This is a genomic window from Micromonospora acroterricola (assembly GCF_003172955.1).
GTDB classification, from domain to species: domain Bacteria; phylum Actinomycetota; class Actinomycetes; order Mycobacteriales; family Micromonosporaceae; genus Micromonospora; species Micromonospora acroterricola.
Genome location: NZ_QGKR01000257.1, coordinates 1 through 18,484, shown reverse-complemented (window position 1 = coordinate 18,484; position 18,484 = coordinate 1). Strand labels below are relative to the sequence as shown.

The 18,484-nt window shown below is 73.3% G+C and carries 16 protein-coding genes, 5 tRNA genes and 2 pseudogenes; 14 read left to right on the top strand and 9 right to left on the bottom strand.

From position 1 onward, the window contains the following. Nucleotides 1-123: 123 nt before the first annotated feature. Nucleotides 124-726 (bottom strand): TetR/AcrR family transcriptional regulator, encoded by a 603-nt coding sequence (locus tag DKT68_RS22725; protein WP_109819420.1) that lies wholly within the window; start codon nucleotides 724-726, stop codon nucleotides 124-126. A gap of 446 nt (nucleotides 727-1,172) precedes the next feature. Between DKT68_RS22725 and DKT68_RS22720 the strand changes: the two genes are divergently transcribed. The 3 genes from DKT68_RS22720 to DKT68_RS22710 all read left to right on the top strand — a co-directional run bounded on the left by DKT68_RS22720 (nucleotide 1,173) and on the right by DKT68_RS22710 (nucleotide 1,438). Beyond that, nucleotides 1,173-1,245, top strand: a tRNA-Gly gene (locus DKT68_RS22720). Between the two features lie 34 nt (nucleotides 1,246-1,279). Continuing rightward, nucleotides 1,280-1,350 (top strand) — tRNA-Cys (locus DKT68_RS22715). Between the two features lie 13 nt (nucleotides 1,351-1,363). After that, nucleotides 1,364-1,438 (top strand) — tRNA-Val (locus tag DKT68_RS22710). An 80-nt stretch (nucleotides 1,439-1,518) separates the two neighbouring features. On the opposite strand, the gene DKT68_RS22705 is transcribed toward DKT68_RS22710, so the two are convergent. Together DKT68_RS22705 and DKT68_RS22700 are read right to left on the bottom strand one after the other, a co-directional pair. Continuing rightward, complete coding sequence (locus DKT68_RS22705) at nucleotides 1,519-2,253, bottom strand: GNAT family N-acetyltransferase (protein WP_146218421.1); 735 nt, start codon at nucleotides 2,251-2,253, stop codon at nucleotides 1,519-1,521. A 126-nt stretch (nucleotides 2,254-2,379) separates the two neighbouring features. Beyond that, complete coding sequence (locus DKT68_RS22700; RefSeq protein WP_109819418.1) at nucleotides 2,380-2,649, bottom strand: DUF6458 family protein; 270 nt, start codon at nucleotides 2,647-2,649, stop codon at nucleotides 2,380-2,382. A gap of 147 nt (nucleotides 2,650-2,796) precedes the next feature. Between DKT68_RS22700 and DKT68_RS22695 the strand changes: the two genes are divergently transcribed. The 3 genes from DKT68_RS22695 (at nucleotide 2,797) to DKT68_RS22685 (ending at nucleotide 4,256) form a co-directional block, all read left to right on the top strand. Beyond that, nucleotides 2,797-2,869, top strand: a tRNA-Gly gene (locus tag DKT68_RS22695). A gap of 48 nt (nucleotides 2,870-2,917) precedes the next feature. Further along, a tRNA-Val gene (locus DKT68_RS22690) sits at nucleotides 2,918-2,992 on the top strand. A 271-nt stretch (nucleotides 2,993-3,263) separates the two neighbouring features. Beyond that, nucleotides 3,264-4,256, top strand: coding sequence for an NAD-dependent epimerase/dehydratase family protein (locus tag DKT68_RS22685; protein ID WP_109819423.1), 993 nt, complete (start codon nucleotides 3,264-3,266; stop codon nucleotides 4,254-4,256). Nucleotides 4,257-4,370: 114 nt separating this feature from the next. Here DKT68_RS22685 and DKT68_RS22680 read toward each other — a convergent pair whose 3' ends face one another. The 4 genes from DKT68_RS22680 to DKT68_RS22665 all read right to left on the bottom strand — a co-directional run bounded on the left by DKT68_RS22680 (nucleotide 4,371) and on the right by DKT68_RS22665 (nucleotide 9,688). Continuing rightward, nucleotides 4,371-5,366, bottom strand: a complete 996-nt coding sequence (locus DKT68_RS22680) for an Acg family FMN-binding oxidoreductase (protein ID WP_109819422.1) — start codon at nucleotides 5,364-5,366, stop codon at nucleotides 4,371-4,373. A 141-nt stretch (nucleotides 5,367-5,507) separates the two neighbouring features. Further along, complete coding sequence (locus DKT68_RS22675; protein ID WP_109819417.1) at nucleotides 5,508-6,353, bottom strand: universal stress protein; 846 nt, start codon at nucleotides 6,351-6,353, stop codon at nucleotides 5,508-5,510. 10 nt (nucleotides 6,354-6,363) lie between these two features. Further along, nucleotides 6,364-8,757, bottom strand: a complete 2,394-nt coding sequence (locus DKT68_RS22670; protein WP_109819416.1) for a phosphoketolase family protein — start codon at nucleotides 8,755-8,757, stop codon at nucleotides 6,364-6,366. A 70-nt stretch (nucleotides 8,758-8,827) separates the two neighbouring features. Continuing rightward, nucleotides 8,828-9,688, bottom strand: a complete 861-nt coding sequence (locus DKT68_RS22665; protein WP_109819415.1) for a universal stress protein — start codon at nucleotides 9,686-9,688, stop codon at nucleotides 8,828-8,830. 153 nt (nucleotides 9,689-9,841) lie between these two features. Here DKT68_RS22665 and DKT68_RS22660 point away from each other — a divergent pair, with 153 nt between their 5' ends. The 7 genes and pseudogenes from DKT68_RS22660 (at nucleotide 9,842) to DKT68_RS22635 (ending at nucleotide 15,138) form a co-directional block, all read left to right on the top strand. Beyond that, nucleotides 9,842-10,078, top strand: a complete 237-nt coding sequence (locus tag DKT68_RS22660; protein ID WP_074318164.1) for an HTH domain-containing protein — start codon at nucleotides 9,842-9,844, stop codon at nucleotides 10,076-10,078. After that, a pseudogene (locus tag DKT68_RS32815) lies at nucleotides 10,078-10,260 on the top strand (Clp protease N-terminal domain-containing protein); the annotation flags it as partial. The gene DKT68_RS22660 and the pseudogene DKT68_RS32815, both read left to right, overlap by 1 nt. 189 nt (nucleotides 10,261-10,449) lie before the next feature. Next, nucleotides 10,450-10,629: pseudogene (locus tag DKT68_RS32810) on the top strand (Clp protease N-terminal domain-containing protein); the annotation flags it as partial. Nucleotides 10,630-10,753: 124 nt separating this feature from the next. Then, complete coding sequence (locus tag DKT68_RS22650; RefSeq protein ID WP_109819421.1) at nucleotides 10,754-11,755, top strand: diacylglycerol/lipid kinase family protein; 1,002 nt, start codon at nucleotides 10,754-10,756, stop codon at nucleotides 11,753-11,755. After that, nucleotides 11,748-12,749, top strand: coding sequence for a YihY/virulence factor BrkB family protein (locus DKT68_RS22645; protein ID WP_109819413.1), 1,002 nt, complete (start codon nucleotides 11,748-11,750; stop codon nucleotides 12,747-12,749). Before DKT68_RS22650 ends, DKT68_RS22645 begins: the two co-directional genes overlap by 8 nt. 80 nt (nucleotides 12,750-12,829) lie before the next feature. Further along, nucleotides 12,830-14,320 carry a phosphatase PAP2 family protein gene (locus DKT68_RS22640; RefSeq protein ID WP_109819412.1) on the top strand — a complete coding sequence of 497 codons (1,491 nt, stop codon included), beginning with the start codon at nucleotides 12,830-12,832 and terminating at the stop codon, nucleotides 14,318-14,320. An 8-nt stretch (nucleotides 14,321-14,328) separates the two neighbouring features. Continuing rightward, entirely contained in the window at nucleotides 14,329-15,138 is an 810-nt protein-coding gene (locus DKT68_RS22635; protein ID WP_109819411.1) for an endonuclease/exonuclease/phosphatase family protein, read from the top strand. A gap of 142 nt (nucleotides 15,139-15,280) precedes the next feature. Here DKT68_RS22635 and DKT68_RS22630 read toward each other — a convergent pair whose 3' ends face one another. Both DKT68_RS22630 and DKT68_RS22625 read right to left on the bottom strand, forming a co-directional pair. Further along, nucleotides 15,281-16,114, bottom strand: a complete 834-nt coding sequence (locus tag DKT68_RS22630; RefSeq protein ID WP_109819410.1) for an alpha/beta fold hydrolase — start codon at nucleotides 16,112-16,114, stop codon at nucleotides 15,281-15,283. Next, nucleotides 16,111-17,073, bottom strand: a complete 963-nt coding sequence (locus tag DKT68_RS22625; RefSeq protein ID WP_109819409.1) for a TIGR03557 family F420-dependent LLM class oxidoreductase — start codon at nucleotides 17,071-17,073, stop codon at nucleotides 16,111-16,113. The genes DKT68_RS22630 and DKT68_RS22625 overlap by 4 nt, the downstream gene beginning before the upstream one ends. 377 nt (nucleotides 17,074-17,450) lie before the next feature. Between DKT68_RS22625 and DKT68_RS22620 the strand changes: the two genes are divergently transcribed. After that, nucleotides 17,451-18,484: glycoside hydrolase family 5 protein (locus DKT68_RS22620; protein WP_109819408.1), on the top strand; the 1,034-nt coding region annotated here is incomplete at its 3' end.

Here is an 18,484-nt window from a genome sequence, read left to right as displayed (position 1 = left end):
GGCGCCGGCAGCAGCGGACGGACAAGTCCTCTCGAAGGCACAAAGCCAGTCAGGCCAAGAGTCACGTCCACTACTGCCGACCATCAGCCCATCACCTCCGGGCCAACCCGGCCAGCCTCACAGTCAGTCCAGGTCGGTCGGCTCCAGGCCCAGCTCCCGGGCGGCGACCAGCCGCACCCACTCGCCGAACTGCCGGCGGGAGATGACCCGCTCGTGCACGGCGAGCTGCACGGCGAGGCCGTCCATGACCGCGCTGATCCGCCAGGCCGCCCCGTCGGGGTCGGCGCACTGGAAGGTGCCGTCCGCGACCCCGGCGGAGATGACCGCGGCCAGGTCCTGCCGCCACCGCAGGTCGAGCCGGCGGGAGACCTTCTCCAACTCGGGGGTACGCAGCGACTCCGACCAGCCGTCGATCCACATCGACCAGGAGGTGGCTCGCCCGGCCGGGGTGTAGAGCTTGAGGATCCGGCGGAGTTTGGTCAGCGGCGCGGCCGAGGAGCGGGTCACCGCGTCCAGCCGGGCCAGATCCTGGTCGACCGCGTACGCGAACGCCTGCGCGAGCAATCTGTCCTTGGTGGCGAAGTGGTAGAAAACCAGGGCCTGACTGACCCCTGCGGCCTGCGCCACGTCGGCCGTCCGGGTGTTGGCCAGACCGCGCTCCACGATCACGTCACAGGCTGTGCGCAGCAGGGCATCCAGGCGGATCTCGGCCGCACGTCTCGTCACGACCGTTACCGTAGCCCATCCAACCGAACACGAACAGTTACCGCCGCCGCCCGATCCGTGATGCGACAGTCGGAAGCCGGACACTTCCCGGAGGTGTCCTTCGTCGTTCTTCAGGGGACGTTCGTCGAGGTCCGCCGGCACCGTCCGCCGGGTCGGGGTGCCCCTCCGCCCTCGCCTCGCCGGCCGGGCGACATGGTCCCGCAATGATCCAGCAATGTGACGGCCAGTGAGGCCCAGGCCAGCCCCCTAGGAAGCTGGCCCGTGGTGATCCACTCGGGATCGGTGATGTCGCGGTGTCCGGGGGCGGGGGATGACCCGGCTTCAGGGATGCCGAGTCGATCACCGCCCCGCCGCGCGGGAGGACGCGCCGACGCCGACCCCGAGTTGGCAGTCGCTCACCGGCTCGGCTAAAGTTCTCATCCGTCACCCGGGAACGCCGGGGGCGTGCGGACGTAGCGCAGCTGGTAGCGCATCACCTTGCCAAGGTGAGGGTCGCGGGTTCGAATCCCGTCGTCCGCTCGGAGCTGCCGCCACGTACGACGGGGGCAACCTCGGTGGGGTGGCCGAGAGGCGAGGCAACGGCCTGCAAAGCCGTGTACGCGGGTTCAAATCCCGTCCCCACCTCGGCAACAAGCACGGGCGATTGGCGCAGTGGGAGCGCGCTTCCTTGACACGGAAGAGGTCACTGGTTCAAACCCAGTATCGCCCACCAGTTGGACAGCAGGTCAGACGGCTCGTTACCGGACTCCGGTAACGAGCCCTTCTGTATGGGCGCGGCCCCGCGTCCGCGGCTCAGAAGGTCAGCAGCCGGAACGTGCCCACGGTGCGGAAGCCGAGGCGTCCGTAGACCCGCTCGCCGACGGGAGTCGAGGCGAGTGCCGCCGTGCGGACGCCCCGCTGGGCGGCCAGGTCGAGCGCCGCCCTGGTCATCACCGCGCCGATGCCCCGCCGGCGCTCCTCGGGCTGCGTGCCGACGAAGTACAGGGTGAGCAGGCCGTGGCTGAGCCAGGCGACCGCCGTCCCGACGATCCGGCCGTCGGCGAGGCGACCGGCCAGCCTGACCACGCTGCCGTCGCCGGTGAACGCCTTCTCCCGGTCGATCGCCGCCGCCACACCCTCCGCCGGAATTCCGGACACGCGGGCGTAGGCCGGGACGAACGCGTCCAGGTCGATGGTCTCGGCGATGTGCAGCCCGGCCGGCGCCGGAACGCCGGCCGCCTCGCCGATCGCCACGGTCATGATCGGCAGGCGGGCGACCTCGACGGCGCCGAGGGACACCAGGCCATCGGCCGTGTCGGCGTCGCTGTCCGGGCCGACCCACCACACCCGGGGTACGCCGTCGAGCCGGCGCCGGGCCTCGGCGAGCGCGTCCCGGGGCGTACGCCCGGCGACACGCAGCACGCCGTTGAGGGGCGCGTGCGGGACCTCGCTGCGATAGGTCGGCAGGTCGGGGCCTCCGGGTGGGCCGACGTTCCATCCGAGCAGGTACGCCCGGTGTGCGGCCAGCACCGTGTCGAGGGACTCCACGAGTTGGATCTTAACGGGGGCCGGGACGCGGTTGACCAGCGCTCGGCTGGGCTTTCGCTGCGACGGGCCGGCCACCTCGACTGAGGCGGCCGGCCCGTCATCCGCGTGCTCCGCGCGGTCGTCGTGTCACAGGGGCGGGGCGATGTCCCGCCGCTCCTCGACCCGGCGGTACTCGACCGGCTCCTCGACCCGCCGGTACTCGACGGGCTGCTCGGCGGTGGTGACCACCTCGCGGCGGCGACCCCAGATCAGCGTGGTCATGATGAGGCCGAGCACACCGGCTGCCATCAGGATCCAGCCGACCACGTCGAGGTTGATGCCGCCGACGCTCGCGTCCAGCGCGAAGGTGAGGATCGCGCCGAGCGCGATCAGGAAGATGCTGGTGCCGATACCCACGACAGCCTCCTTAGGGGGATGTGGTGCGCTGTCGAGTCCTTCAGTACCCCACCGTCGACCAGCGCAATCGCCAGCACCCAGGGCGCCGGCACCGGCGATCTTGGCATCGGGTAGAGTTCACCCGTCGCCGGCGCACGCCGGGGACGTGCGGACGTAGCGCAGCTGGTAGCGCATCACCTTGCCAAGGTGAGGGTCGCGGGTTCGAATCCCGTCGTCCGCTCGCGATCCCGCCCCACGGGGCCTGGCTGCCGGTTCGGGCGGTCACCACGGGCGATTGGCGCAGTGGGAGCGCGCTTCCTTGACACGGAAGAGGTCACTGGTTCAAACCCAGTATCGCCCACCAGCTCAGACGGCTCGTTACCGGAAGACCGGTAACGAGCCGTTCCCGTTGCGGGCCACCGCGAGCCGCCGCCACCCTTCGACAATCCGGTGGCGGTCCGGACCGGCCCTCGACACGGCCACTGGACGATCTCCTCGCCGGCGCCGGTGGCCTTCGACGTCGAGCGTGAACGTTGTCCGGCGCCGTCGTTGTCTGCGCGCGTTCTGCTGTGGGGAGATCCGCTGAGGGTGAACGTGGGTGCCGCCCACCGTCATGACCCGGCAGGGTGGACCGCATGAGACTGCTGGTGCTGGGCGGGACGGGTTTCGTGGGCGGGGCGACGGTCGCCGAGGCGCTGCGCCGGGACTGGTCGGTGACGGTGTTCAACCGGGGGCTGCACGGCGCGGTGCCGCCGGGCGTACACCGGTTGCGGGGTGACCGGGCCGCACCGGACGGCCTGGCGGCGCTGGCGGGCGGCGAGTGGGACCTGGCGGTCGACACCTGGGACAGCGCGCCCCGGGTGGTGCGGGACGCGGCCCGTGCGCTGGTCGGCTCGGTCGGGCACTACGCCTACATCTCCAGCGGCTCGGTCTACGCGATGCCGGTGCCGGCGCAGGTCGGTGAGGAGGCGCCCACTGTGGAGGCGTCCGCCGACGCCGTCGACGGGGACTACGCGCAGTGCAAGGCCGGTGGGGAGTTGGCCGCGACGGAGGTCTTCGGTGAGCGGGCGCTGCTGGTGCGTGCCGGGTTGATCCTGGGGCCCGGTGAGGACATCGGCCGGCTGCCCTGGTGGCTGCAGCGGGTGGCCCGGGGCGGGGACGTGCTCGCGCCCGGCCCCGCGGACCTGCCCGTGCAGTACATCGACGTGCGCGACCTCGTCGCGTGGACGCTGGACCGTGCCGCCGAGGGGGTCGGCGGCGCGTTCAACGTGATCAGCCACCCGGGGCACACCACGATGGGCGAGCTGCTCGACACGGTCGTCGCGGTGACCGGCTCCGGTGCGCGGCTGCGCTGGACCGACCCGGCGCCGATCCTGGCCGCCGGGGTGGTCCCCTGGAACGACCTGCCCATCTGGGTTCCCGAGGGCCACGAGTTCCGGTGGTTGCAGGAGCGCGGCGTGCGGAAGGCGTACGCGGCGGGGCTGACCTGCCGCCCGGTGGCCGACACCGTCGCCGACACCTGGCGCTGGCTGCGCGCGGTGGGGTCGGTGCCGCCGCGCGCCGGCCGACCGGCCCGGGTGACGGTGGGCCTGGACCCGGAGCGCGAGGGGGCGCTGCTCGCCGCCTGAACGGCTCGCCGATCGGGGGCGGTGGTGCCGGCTCAGGCCGGCACCACCGGCGGGTCCAGCACCTCGTCGACCGGCCGGCGGGGTGTGGGCCGACCGGGCTGGCGCCTTGCCCGGTCAGCGCCGCTCGCCCGAGACCGCCGAGGTGTCGACCACCTGCTCGGTGGTCAGCCGCGGGGCTGGCGGCGGGCCCGCGTGCGCCGGGTCCGCGATCCCCAACCGCAGCACGAGATACGGGAAACCGAGCCCGGCGAGCAGTTGACGCAGGGTCTGCCGGGTGCCCGGCACCTCCACCACCGCACTGAGGGGCACCACCGAGATGCCGAGCCGGGTGGCGGTCAGCCAGGCGGCGGAGAGTGCCTCGCCGGCGCGCAGCCAGCTGTCCCGCTCGTCCTCGTCGCCGTGCAGCAGCGCGTACACGGCCGCGCTGTCGTGGCCGGGACCGACCGGCAGGCTGCCGGCGCGGCCGAAGTCGCGCGCCGGCACGGTGGTCTGCGGAGGCTGTTCGGGCAGCACCTCCGGCGGCAGGCCGGCGCCGGTGCCGGCCCGGCTGGTCCAGTACGCCAGCTCGGCACGCAGCTCCGGGTCCTCGGCTTCGACCGTGTCGGCGTGCCCGGCCGTGGCGGCCAGCTCGAGCACCTGATCACGGTCGAGGATCTGCAACCGGCCGCCCTCGGCGGTGACCGCCCGGGTGATCTCCCCGATCGCGTCGGTGGGCACCTGCTCGTCGCTGAGTGGCCGCCGGTCGGTGTGCCGGATCCGCATGCACCGCACCAGCCGCAGAACGTCCGGGTCGGCCGCCACGCGGCCCAGGGTGGTCAGCCGGGCCAGCAGCTCGGCGTCCTGCGGGTCGGGCAGCCGCTCCACCACCGCGCGCCACCCCTCGGCGGTGAGCGCCAGCCGGGCGTGGTGCAGGGCGGCGCCGCAGCTGAGGGCGAGCAGCCGGCCCTCCGGGTCGGTGGCCGCGAGCTGCCGGTCGGGGGCCGTGCGCAACTCCAGCGCGTCGGGCAGCACCCGCCAGCTCCACGGCTCGGTGTTGTGCACCGAGGGTGCGCGCCCGGCGGTCGCGGCGGCCTCCGCCAGCGCGGTGATCAGCTCGCTCTCCTGACTCATGGTCACGACCTCTCCGTTCCTGCCCGTCCGCGCCTCGGGGCGGGGTGCTCCGCGCGCGCTGTCACCCCATCCTGTGGCATCCCGGGCCGGGCCGCACGGGTCGTAGGTCCCGACCGGACCGGGTCGTCGCGCCCGCCGGGGTCAGCGTTCCCGGACCACCGCGACCGGGCAGTGGGCGTGCTGGATCAGCTGTTGGCTGACCGATCCGAGCAGCATGCCGGCCAGCCCGCCCCGGCCCCGGCTGCCGACCACCACCAGCCGCGCGTCGCGGCTCGCCTCGATCAGCGTGGCCGCCGGGCTGCCGGGGACCAGGTCGACGGTCACGGCCAGCTCGGGGAACGTCCGCCGCCACGGCTCCAGCGTCTCCTCCACCGCCGCCCGCTCGTCCGGCACCCCGGCCGCCCCGCCGGGCCCGGGTGTCCAGGCCCGCAGGACGCGCAGTGGCACCTGCCGCTGGGCCGCCCGCTCGGCCGCGAAGCCGAGCGCCACCAGCGACGGCTCGGAGCCGTCCACGCCCACCGCCACCGGGCCGGCCGGTGCGCTGACGGCCCCGTCCCGGACCACCACCACCGGGCAGTGCGCGTGCGCGGCGACCGCCACCGCCGTCGACCCGGCGAGCAGCCCACCGAACCCGCCGTGGCCGCGGCTGCCGAGCACCAGCAGCCCCGCCTCGGCCGAGCGTTCCTGCAACACCAGGGCGGGCGGGCCGTCGTACACCTCGCCGTCGACGCTGCGGTCGGGGTGCGCGGCGGCGGCCTGCGCCGCCGCGTCCCGGACCAGGTCCTCCACCTGCCGCCGGGCGGTGTCGTCCGGCCAGACGCCGGGCGCCACCCCCGGGCCGACCCAACCGGCCACCGTCAGCCATTCGAAGACGTACGCCAGCCGCACCGGCTGGCCACTGAGCTCGGCCTCCTCGAGTGCCCAGTTCAGGGCCACCGAGGCGTCGGTGGAGCCGTCGTAGCCGACCAGGATCTCCGCGTCCCGCACGTCGTCCTCCTCAGCGGTTGGTCGGATCGGTTTCGCGGACCCAGCGCCACTCCGCGACCTGGGGGTCGTCCTCGCCGTGGCGGCGGGTGTAGTCGCGTGCCGACTGCCGGGCGTCGACCATCCGCTGGCGCAGCTGGGCGGCGCGGGCGGCCAGCCCGGGCACCCGGTCGATGACGTCGATGACCAGGTGGAAGCGGTCCAGGTCGTTGAGCATCACCATGTCGAAGGGCGTGGTGGTGGTGCCCTCCTCCTTGTAGCCGCGCACGTGCAGGTTCTCGTGGTTGGTGCGGCGGTAGGTGAGCCGGTGGATGAGCCACGGGTAGCCGTGGTACGCGAAGATGATCGGCCGGTTCGCGGTGAAGATGGTGTCGAACTCGTTGTCGGGCAAACCATGCGGGTGCTCGGTGGCCGGCTGGAGGCGCATCAGGTCCACCACGTTGACCAGCCGCACCCGCAGGTCCGGCAGATGCTGGCGCAGCAGTTCGGCGGCGGCCAGCGTCTCCAGCGTGGGCACGTCCCCGCAGCAGGCGAGCACCACGTCCGGCTCGCTGCCGCCGTCGCTGCTGGCCCACTCCCAGATTCCCAGGCCGCGGCGGGTGTGCTGGATCGCCTCGGTCATCGTCATCCAGTTCGGCGCCGGCTGCTTGCCGGCCACCACCACGTTGATGTAGTGCCGGCTGCGCAGGCAGTGGTCCATGGTGGCGAGCAGGGTGTTGGCGTCCGGCGGCAGGTAGACGCGGACGACCTCGGCCTTCTTGTTGACCACGTGGTCGATGAAGCCCGGGTCCTGGTGGGAGAAGCCGTTGTGGTCCTGCCGCCAGACGTGGCTGGAGAGCAGGTAGTTCAGGGAGGCGAGCGGCTGCCGCCACGGGATGCTCCGGGTAACCTTCAGCCACTTGGCGTGCTGGTTGAGCATCGAGTCGACGATGTGGATGAACGCCTCGTAGCTGGTGAACACGCCGTGTCGGCCGGTCAGCAGGTAGCCCTCCAGCCAGCCCTGGCACAGGTGCTCGGAGAGCACCTCCATCACCCGGCCGTCCGGGGAGAGGTGGTCGTCGCCGGGCACCGTGGCGGCGACCCACACCCGGTCGGTCACCTCGAACGCGGCGTCCAGCCGGTTGGAGGCGACCTCGTCCGGGCCGAACAGTCGGAACGTGTGCGGGTTGGCGGCGATCACATCGCGGATCCACGGGCCGAGCGCGCCGGTCGCGCCGGCCATCGGCTCGCCCGGCCGGGGGACGTCCACCCCGTACTCGCCGAAGTCGGGCAGGGTCAGGTCGCGCAGCACCATGCCGCCGTTGGTGACGGGGTTGGCGCTCATCCGCCGGTCGCCGTGCGGCGGCAGCGTGCACAGCTCGTCCACCGGCGCGCCGGTGGCGTCGAACAGCTCCTCCGGCCGGTAGCTGCGCAGCCAGTGCTCCAGCTCGGCCAGGTGCGCGGGATTGGTCCGCACCTGCGACAGCGGCACCTGGTGGGCGCGGTAGGTGCCCTCCACCTCCTTGCCGTCGACCTCGCGGGGACCGGTCCAGCCCTTCGGCGTCCGCAGGATGATCATCGGCCAGCGGGGGCGTTCGACGACACCGCCGGAGCGGGCCCCGAGCTGGATCGCGGCGATCTCGTCCAGCGCCCGGTCGAGCGTCGCGGCGAGCGCCCGGTGCACCTCGTCCGGGTCGTCGCCGGCCACCACGTACGGCTGGTAGCCCGACCCGCGCATGAGGTCGAGCAGGTCCGTCTCGGGGATCCGGGCCAGCACCGTCGGGTTGGCGATCTTGTAGCCGTTGAGGTGCAGGATGGGCAGCACCGCCCCGTCGCGGGCCGGGTTGAGGAAGACGTTGGAGAGCCAACTGCCGGCCAGCGGGCCGGTCTCTGCCTCGCCGTCGCCGATCACGCAGGCCACCACCAGGTCCGGGTGGTCGAAGGCGGCGCCGTACGCGTGGCTCAGCGCGTACCCCAGCTCGCCGCCCTCGTGGATCGAACCCGGCACCTCCGCCGCGACGTGGCTGGGGATGCCGCCGGGGAAGGAGAACTGCCGGAACAGCCGGGCCATCCCCGCCTCGTCGCGCGACACGTCGTGGTAGCGCTCCGACCAGGTGCCCTCCAGCCAGGTGTTGGCCACGATGGCCGGGCCGCCGTGCCCGGGACCGGTGACCAGCATGGCGTTCAGGTCACGGGCCACGATCACCCGGTTGAGGTGGGCGTAGATCAGGTTGAGCCCGGGGCTGGTGCCCCAGTGGCCGAGCAGCCGGGGCTTGATGTCGTCGGGGGACAGCGGCTGCCGCAGCAGCGGATTGCCCAGCAGATAGATCTGCCCGACGGTGAGGTAGTTCGCGGCGCGCCAGTAGGCGTCCAGCCGGCGCAGCTCGTCGTCGGTGAGGGCACGGCGCGCGTCGAGAGCGGTGTCCATGGTGCTGATGCCTCTCGTCGGTGGGAGTGGGTCGTCCGGCGTCCAGCCTCGCCGCTGTCGACGCCCCGGGTCAGGGCCGTCGGTCCCGCGCCGGATGGGCGGCTGGCCCGGTCAGCGGCATGTCGGTGAGCCCGCGGACGACGACCACCGGGGCGGGGGAGTGGTAGAGCAGGGACTGGGCAACCGCCCCCAGCATGCCGCGCCCCGGTTCGTCGCCGCGTGCGGCGACCAGCGCCATCTGCGCCGAGCTGGACATGTCGACCAGCACCGCACCGGGATCACCGCGGACGACGCGGCACTCGGTCGGCACCTCGGCGCGGCGGGCGGCGTAGCGGGCCACCACCTCGGTGAGCTGGTCGGTGATCTCGTCGGTGTCCTCGTCGGGCTCCACCACGCGCAGCGCCAGCAGTCGGGCGTAGCGTCGGGCGGCGCACTCGAAGGCCCACTCCAGGGCGAGGTTCGAGCTGGGGGAGCCGTCGACCCCCACCAGCACCGGACCCTCCGGCGGCGGGTCGCGGCGGACGACCAGCAGCGGGCAGCCCGCGCGTGCGGCCAGCTGCACGGCAGGTGTCTCGGACGGGACGCACTCGCCGCTGGCGGCCATCCCGCTGTCGCCGACCGCGAGCAGGAAAGCCGTCTCCGACCGGCGAATCAGGGTACGGAGCATGGCGCTCTCGACGATTTCACCGCGGACGGTCAGCCCGGGCTCGACCTCGTGAGCGAGCTGGGCGGCCTGGGTGATCAGACCCTCGGCCCGGTCCCGGGGCGCGGCGACGGTGTCCGCGGCGAAGGCCGCATGCCAGTCGAAGGCGTGCAGCAGGTGCAGGGGCCGGCCGTGTGCGGCGGCCTCCTCGGCGGCCAGTCGGACGACCGGGAGGTCATCGTCGGAGCCGAGGCCGACCAGCACCGCTGCATCGGCGGATGCGGCCATCCGACATCACCTCCCGGGCGTCGCGCCCGGCACGACCACGCTGTCCCTGACCGAGGGTAGTCGGACGGTGGCGGCGGCGGGCCGGATCGCCGTTGACCGTGGCCTCGTCAACGAGGGTTGACGCGGGTGGCACTGTCAACGTATGTTGACGGCATGAGTCAGGCGACGGAACTCGCGGCGGCAGCCGGCAGCACCGACCCCCGGGTCGGGCTGCGCGCCGTCCGCGCGCTGCGCCGGCTGCTCGAGCGGCTCGAGGTGGTCCAGGTGGACAACGCCCGTCGACAGGGCTGGTCCTGGCAGGAGATCGCCGACGCGCTCGAGGTCAGCCGGCAGGCGGTGCACAAGAAGCACGCCGGGCGACCGGCGGTCAACCAATCCTGGGAGGCGTGATGTTCGAACGGTTCACCGACCGGGCGCGCGACGTCGTGCGACGGGCGCTGGAGGAGGCGCGGGTCGAGGGCCAGCGCCCGGTCGGCACCGAGCACCTGCTGCTCGCCCTGACGGCCGACGAGGCCGGTCTGGCCAGCCGGGTGCTGGCCGACGCCGGGGTCCGCGCCGACGACCTGCGCGAGCGGATCCGCCGGCACACCGCCAACGGCGGCGCCGGCCTCGGGGACGCCGACGCGGCGGCCCTGCGGGAGATCGGCATCGACCTCGCCGCGATCGTGGCCAGGATCGAGCAGTCCTTCGGCCCCGACGCGCTCCGCGAGGCCGTGCCGGCGCCGCGACGCCGCTGGAGTCGCCGGCGGTTCCTCGGCGGGCCGTTCTCGCCCCGCTCGAAGAAGGTGCTGGAGCTGTCGTTGCGGGAGGCGCTGCGGCTGCGCCACCGCCACATCGGCACCGAGCACATCCTGCTCGGGGTGCTCCGCGAGGGGCAGGGACTCGGCGCGCTGGTGCTCACCGAGGCCGGGGCCGACCTGGACGACCTGCGCCGCCGGGTGGAGAACGCGCTGCGGGCGGCGGCCTGACGATGCGGTGACAGGCGCGTTGAAACCTGTCTGTGGCACTTCCGACGCAGCCGCTCGAGGGCTCGCTGAAGCCGCCCCGGTGCTGCACACTGGCGCCGTGGATGGACACGACAGGCGACCCTCGGGCGGCGACGGCGGGCTGCGCTCCGCCGTCGTGGTCAACCCGGTGAAGGTCGACGATCTCGACGAGCTGCGCCGCACCGTCAACGACGCGCTTGCCGCCGCCGGCTGGCCCGAGCCGCAGTGGTACGAGACCACCGTCGACGACCCGGGCCGGGGCCAGACCGAGCAGGCCGTCAAGGCCGGCGTCGACCTCGTCTTCGCCTGCGGCGGCGACGGCACGGTGATGTCCTGCGTCAGCGGCCTCGTCGGCACCGACGTGGCGCTGGCCGTCCTGCCCCAGGGCACCGGCAACCTGCTCGCCGCCAACCTCGGTCTCTCCACCGACATGGCCGCCGGGCTCCAGGTCGCCATCGAGCGGGGCCGGCGACTGCTCGACGTCGGCGCCGTCGAGGACAGGTACTTCACCGTCATGGCCGGCATGGGCTTCGACGCCCAGATGCTCGCCGCCACCTCCGAGACCACCAAGGCCAGGATCGGCTGGCCGGCGTACGTGGTGGGCGCCGCCCGGCACCTGCGGGACCGGCCGATGCGGGTGCAGATCCGCATCGACGACCGGCCGCCGGTGCGCCGCCGGGCCCGCTCGGTGCTGATCGCCAACGTGGGCCGGCTCCAGGGCGGCGTGCGGCTGCTCACCGAGGCCGAGCCGGACGACGGCTGGCTCGACGTCGCGGTGCTCACCCCGCGCAACCTGCGGCACTGGCTCGCGCTCGGCTGGGCGGTGATCCGCCGCAGCGGCCAGGTGCCACAGATGGAGGTGTTCCGCGGCCGCCGCGTCGTGGTCACCAGCAACCGGGCCCAGCCGCGGGAGCTGGACGGCGACCTCATCTCGCCGAGCCGGCAGTTGCGGGCGGTGGTGCGTCCCCAGGCGCTCTGGCTCTGCGTGCCACAGCCCGAGGAGGCCCCCGACCTGGCCGTAAACGCGCAGAAGGCCGGAGAGCGGGGCGAGCGGCTGATCGAGGAGGCGCGCCGTGAGTAGCACCCGCATCGTGCCGGAGACCCGGCTGATGGCCGACGACGAGCTCTCCGCCGACGACGCGTGGCACACCCTGCGCCGCCAGGGCGGCTGGCACCTGCTGCGCGACGCGTTCATCCGGTTCCGCTACGGCGACGGGTTCAGCCACTCCCGCGCCTTCGCGCTGCAACTCTGCCTCGCCGTGGTGCCCTTCCTGATCGCCCTCACCGGTCTGATCAGCGAGCTGGGCGTCGAGGAGGGCGGCCGGGTGGTCGCCGACACCGTGCTGGCGCTGACCCCCGGCCAGAGCGAGCAGATGGTGGCCGAGCTGCTCGGCGAGGGCGAACGCGTGGAGGACGCCGGCGAGCTGGCGCTCACCCTCGGTCTGCTCACCGGGCTGGTCGCGCTGACCACCACGATGGCCCAGATCGAACGGGGTGCCAACCGGATCTACGGCGTGGAGCGGGACCGTCCGGCGGTGTGGAAGTACCTTCGCGCCGCCGTGCTGGCCGTCACCGCCGGCCTGCCCGCGTTGGCCGGCTTCCTGATCCTGGTCGCCGGCGGGGCCGTGGGCGACTCGGTGCGGGAGCACTACGAGTGGGGCGAGGTCGCCCACGGCATCTGGAACGTGGTCCGCTTCCCGCTGAGCCTCGGGCTGACCGTGCTCGCCGTGGCGGTGCTGTTCCGTCGCGCGCCGCGCCGCAGGCAGCCCGGCCTGTCCTGGCTGTTCTTCGGCGCTGGCATCGCCACGGCGCTGTGGTGGCTGGCCAGCCTGCTGCTCGCCGCGTACGTGCAGATCAGCGACGGCTTCGGGCAGACCTACGGCGCGTTGACCGGGATGATGGCGTTGCTGCTCTGGGCCAACCTCACCGGGATGGCGCTCTTCGGCGGGCTGGCCTTCGCCGCCCAGTTGGAGGCGCTGCGCATCGGTGTGCAGGAGCCGGCCCAACCGGACCTGTGGGTGCCGGAGGCGGACCGCGCCGAGCTCTTCGACACCGGCGACATGACCGCCCTCTAGCCGCGTCCGCCGGTCGTGCGCGTGTACCGGTTGCGCCAATCGGGTAATGCGCCTCGCCAGGCAGACAAGGGAGGTGCGGGGTGACCGCGGTCAAAGAGGTGGCGCGGCGTCCGATCGGTCATTTCACCGAGCGGAGCATCGCTGGTCTGGTGGCCGTCACCGGTGCCGGGGTGGCCTTCGGGCTGCTGTTGTTGCTCGTCCGGGTGCGGTGGAGCCCGTTGCAGGACGCGGACCACGCGGTCGCCGAGTGGTTCAACGGGCTCGTGGCCCCGCACCACGCGTTGGTCACCGTGCTCCAGGCGGTGACCGACCTGGGCGGCCGGCCGGTGCTCATCTGGCTGGTCACCATCGCCGTGGTCAGCCTGCTGATCCGGCGGCAGCCACGGTTGGCCGTCTATCTGATCATCACGGGGGTCGGTGGCCTGATTCTCGACCCCTCGCTGAAGACCCTGGTCGGCCGGCTCCGCCCGGTGGTGGACGTGCCGATCGCCAGCGCGCCGGGCAACAGCTTCCCGAGCGGGCACGCGCTCGGCTCGTTCGTCGCGTACGGGGCGCTGCTGCTGGTGTTCCTGCCGGCGATGGCGCCCCGCTGGCGCAGGGCGGCGATCGCCGGGGCGGCCGTGCTGGTGGCACTGATCGGGCTGACCCGGATCGCGCTGGGCGTGCACTTCATCTCCGACGTGCTGGCCGGCTGGCTGCTCGGCGCGGCCTGGCTGGGTGTCACCGCGTACGCGTTCCGCCTGTGGCGGCGCGAGCGGGGCCGGCCGGTGCCGCCGCTGACCGAGGGCCTGGAGCCGGAGGCCGGGCACGACATCGCCCCCGCCCCGGCCGAGGAGCACGTGCTGGCCCACCCCCGCTCGGCGGTGGCTGAGCTGCTGGTCGGCTGGGTGCTGGTCTTCGGGGCGCTGTACGGCTTCGGCATGTACGTCAGCTACCACGCGAAGGGCACCTTCTTCGATACGCTCGACACGGAGGTGCCGCGCTGGTTCGCCGAGCGGCACACCGGCACGCTGACCGAGATCAGTTGGTGGTGGAGCAAGTTCGGCGACACCCACGCGATCCTGTTGATCTCGCTGGTGTTCTGTCCGCTGGTGCTGGCGGTGTGGCGGCGCTGGCGGCCGGTGCTATTCCTGGCGCTGGCGATGGTCGGCGAGCTGACGCTCTTCCTCGCCTCCGCCCACGCGGTCGACCGGCCGCGCCCGTCGGTGGAGAACCTGGACGGGCAGATGCCCACCTCCTCGTTCCCGTCCGGGCACATCGCGGCGACGATCTGCGTCTGGCTGGCGATCGCCGTCATCGTGCTGCCGCGTACCGACCGCTGGTGGCGCTGGGTCTTCGTGGCGCTCGCGGTGGTCATGCCGGTCGGGGTGGCCGCCTCGCGGATGTACCGGGGGATGCACCACCCGACCGACTTCATGGGGGCGATCCTGCTCTCCGCGCTCTGGATCGGGCTGCTCTGTCTGATCGTCCGCCCGAACGCCGACGTGCGGGAAGGCAACCGACCGAGCATCGAGTCGGAGGACGTGGCCACCCTCGACGACGAGCTGGCGCGGGCCGGCCGCGCCGACTGAGGGCTGCCGTGCTGCGCGTGATGACCTGGAACATCCGGACCGGCGGTCGGGACCGCGGTGGCCCCGACCGCCTGGACCGGGTGGTCGGGATCGTCGCCGGGCAGGCGCCGGACGTGCTGGCCCTGCAGGAGCTGCGCGGCTTCGACCGCGGCGGGCTGATGGCCGAGGTGGCGGGCCGGTTGGGAATGGCACCCCAGCTGGCCCGGTCCTGCCTCGGGCAGCCGGTGGCGGTGCTGGTCCGGCCGCCGCTCCGGGTCGTCGCGGCGGGGGCGCTGCGGCGGCCGTTCCACCACGCGGCCGCCCGTGTCGTCGTTGCCACCTCGGCGGGCCCGCTGACCGTGCTCGGCACCCACCTGTACCCGTACTCCGGGGGACGGCGGCGGGTGGAGGTCGACTGGCTGGTGGCCGCGGTGCGACGCGCCCAGGGGCCGCTGACGCTGGTCGCCGGCGACCTCAACTCGCTCGACCCGACCGTCGACCACACCGCGCGCCTGGCCGGGATGCCCGCCCTCTACCGGCGGCGGCACCTGCGGCGGGGCAGTGACACCGTGGACACCCGCGCTGTCGCCCGGCTGCTCGGCGCCGGTCTGGTCGACCTCTGGCCCTCGACGGCGGCCGGGGCGCCGGAGGCCGACGGCCTCACCGTGCCCACCCGGTTCGGCGGGGCCGAGTTCGCCGGGATGCGGCTGGACTACCTCTTCGGCAGCGCACCGGTGGCCGCGCGGGCCCGGTCGGTCCGGGTGGTCCGCGACGGGGACGCCGGAGCCGCCTCGGACCACTACCCCCTCGTCGCCGAGCTGGACCTCGACCCGGCCTGACCCGCCCGCACGGCCCGGTCAGAGGACCAGGTTGAGCAGGACGGTCAGCACGATCGAGGCGACGATCGAGAAGAGGATCATCAGGAGGCAGCCGAGGCCGCCGCCGAGCGGGCGGATCTCCACGTTTCCGAAGCGCATGCGGTCACCTTCTCGTCAGGGTCGGGGAGAGGAGCTGGCAGATCGCGGCGGCGACCTCCGCCGGGGCGGTGGTGGCCACGTTGTGCGCGGCGCCGGGCACGACGACCAGGCCGGCGTCGGGCACCAGCCGGGCCGCCTCGGCCCGCCAGGACGCCGGCACCACCGGATCGCGCCCGCCGTTGACCACCAGGGTCGGCGCGGCGACCCGGACCAGGTCGGCCTCGATCGCGTTGTGAACCGAGTGCGACAGCGTCGCGGCCACCCGCCAGGGCCGGGCGTCCCAGACGTCGCGGGCCAGGATCGGCGCCTGCAGGGGCGCCTCGCGCAGGGTGTCCACCAGCCAGCGGCCGAACTGACCCGACCGGGACCGGGCCGCCGGATCGCTGGTCGGCCCGGCCAACACCAGGGCGCGGACCAGATCCGGGTACGCGGCGGCGAGCGCGGCCACCACCTCGGCGCCGAACGAGTGCCCGACCAGGCAGGCCGGCGGCAGCTGGTACGCGGCCAGCCAGGCGGCCAGGTGGTCGGCGTGGTCGCGGACGTCGTACGCGCCCCGGGGGTGCTCGGTCAGCCCGAAGCCGGGCAGGTCCGGCACGTACACCGGATGGGTGTGGGCGAGCGCGACGGCCAGCGGGGTGAGGTAGCGGTGCGAGACCGCCAGGCCGTGCACCAGCACGACCGGCGGCGCCCCGGTCCCCGGGTCCGCGCTGCGCCGGGTGTGCGTCCGCAGCCCGTCGACCGTTCGCCACTCGCTGGTCAGCCCGCCGGCCGGCCGGGGCGCCGCCAGCGCGAGCCGCAGCTCGGCGAGGCTGAACCGGCCGGCGGGGGTGAGCCTCACAGCGAGCGCAGGCGCGGCAGCAACTGCTCCTGCGCCCAGTCCAGGAACATCGGCTGGCTCTCCCCGCCGACCTGGACGATCGCCACGTGGGTGAAGCCGGCGTCGACGAACTTCCGGAACGCCTCGACGTGCGCGTCCACGTCCGGCCCGCAGGAGATGCCCTCCGCGACGTCCTCCTCGCGGACGAACTGGGTGGCGGCGGCGAAGGACTCCGGGCCCGGCAGTTCGGCGTTGACCTTCCAGCCCATCCCGAACCAGCGGAACTGGTCGTGCACGATCTTGCGGCACTCCGCCTCGTCGGGGCCGTAGCAGATCGCCACCTGACCGTAGCGGGGCTGGCCGGCGCCGCCGGCGTCGTCGTACATCTCGATGATGTGCCGGTCGGGCTCCGTGGCGACGATCCCGTTGGCGTACTCGGCGGCCAGGGTGGCGGACTGCCGGCCGGAGGCGGCGACGGCCATCGGCACCGGCTGCTCGGGACGGTCCCACACGTAGGCGTCGGGCACGTCGAAGTGGTTGCCGGAGAAGGTCAGGGACTCGCCGTTGAGCAGCGGGCGGATGATCTGGAGGGCCTCCTCGAACATCTCGTGCCGCTGCTGCACGTGCGGCCAGCCGCCGACCACGTGTTCGTTGAGGTTCTCCCCGGCGCCGAGGCCGAGGGTGAACCGGCCGTCCGAGAGCGCTCCGATCGTGCTGGCCTTCTGGGCGACCACGGCGGGGTGGTAGCGGCGGATCGGGCAGGTCACGAAGGACATCAGCTCCGCGCGGGAGGTGGCGTGGGCGACCGCGCCGAGCACCGACCAGGCGTACGGGGAGTGCCCCTGGGCGTCCAGCCAGGGGTAGTAGTGGTCGGAGATCACCAGCTGGTCGAAGCCGACCGCCTCGGCCCGCACCGCGTGGTCGACCAGTTGCTTCGGACCGGCCTGCTCGCACATCAGGGTGTAGCCGACGCTGACCATTCTGGTTTCCCCTTCCCGCCGACGGATCGTCCCGGGATACCCAGGTCAGCCGCCGTCAACCCTCCCGTCCGGTTCGGACGGCAACGCTTGACGGATGGGCACGACCTGCCTACCGTCGCTCTTAACCGGTTAAGACTCCCGGTGTGGCGCCCATCCTGTGGTGGGGATGACCGCCCCGTGACGGCCCGCGCCCGCGTGGGCCGTCACGGTTGTGCGGCCCCCGTATCCGGGGACTGAACCGGTTGCGCCAACCAACCCATCGCCCTACGCTGATGCGTGCGCCGCCGGGATCCGGGCGGCGGCTGTCGGGCTGCAGCCGCCTTCCCCTGTCACGTCCCACCCCTGTCGGGCACCGGGGGTCCTCCCTGAGGAAGGCCATGAAGACACGACTCTCCGCCGCCGGCGCGGCCCTGCTCGCGTTGCTCGTCGCCGTGCTGGCGTTCGGCCAGCCGGCGCAGGCCGCGGCCGGTTTCACCGTCGCAGGCGGCAAGCTGTACGACGCCAACGGCACCGAATTCATCATGCGCGGGGTCAACCACGCGCACACCTGGTACCCGCAGCAGACCAGCTCGTTCGCCGACGTCAAGGCGCTCGGCGCGAACACCGTGCGGGTGGTGCTGTCCAGCGGCGACCGGTGGACCCGCAACACAAACGCCGACGTCGCCAACGTCATCTCGCTGTGCAAGGCCAACCGGCTGATCTGCGTGCTGGAGGTGCACGACACGACCGGCTACGGGGAGCAGAGCGGCGCCATCACCCTCGCCCGGGCCGTCGACTACTGGCTCAGCCTCGCCGACGTCCTCGCCGGCCAGGAGCGGTATGTCATCGTCAACATCGGCAACGAGCCGTACGGCAACCAGAACTACGCCTCCTGGGCCACCGACAACGCCAACGCGATCGCCCGGCTGCGCGCCGGCGGCCTGACCCACACGATCATGGTGGACGCGCCGAACTGGGGACAGGACTGGTCGTTCACCATGCGCGACAACGCCGCGGCGGTCTTCGCCGCCGACCCGGCCCGCAACACCGTCTTCTCCATCCACATGTACGGGGTCTTCGACACCGCCGCGGAGATCACCGACTACCTGGGCCGTTTCCGGGCGGCCGGCCTGCCCATCGTGGTCGGCGAGTTCGGCTTCAACCACTCCGACGGTGACCCGGACGAGGACACGATCCTCGCCTACAGCCAGGCCAACGGGATCGGCTGGCTCGGCTGGTCGTGGAGCGGCAACGGCGGTGGCGTGGAGTACCTCGACATGGCCACGGACTTCAACCCGGCCAGCCTGACCAGTTGGGGCCAGCGGATCTTCAACGGGGCCAACGGCATCCGCCAGACCGCCCGGGAGGCCAGCGTCTTCGGCGGCACCCCACCGCCGACCACGCCGCCGCCGAAGACGCTGGCCTCCCGGGC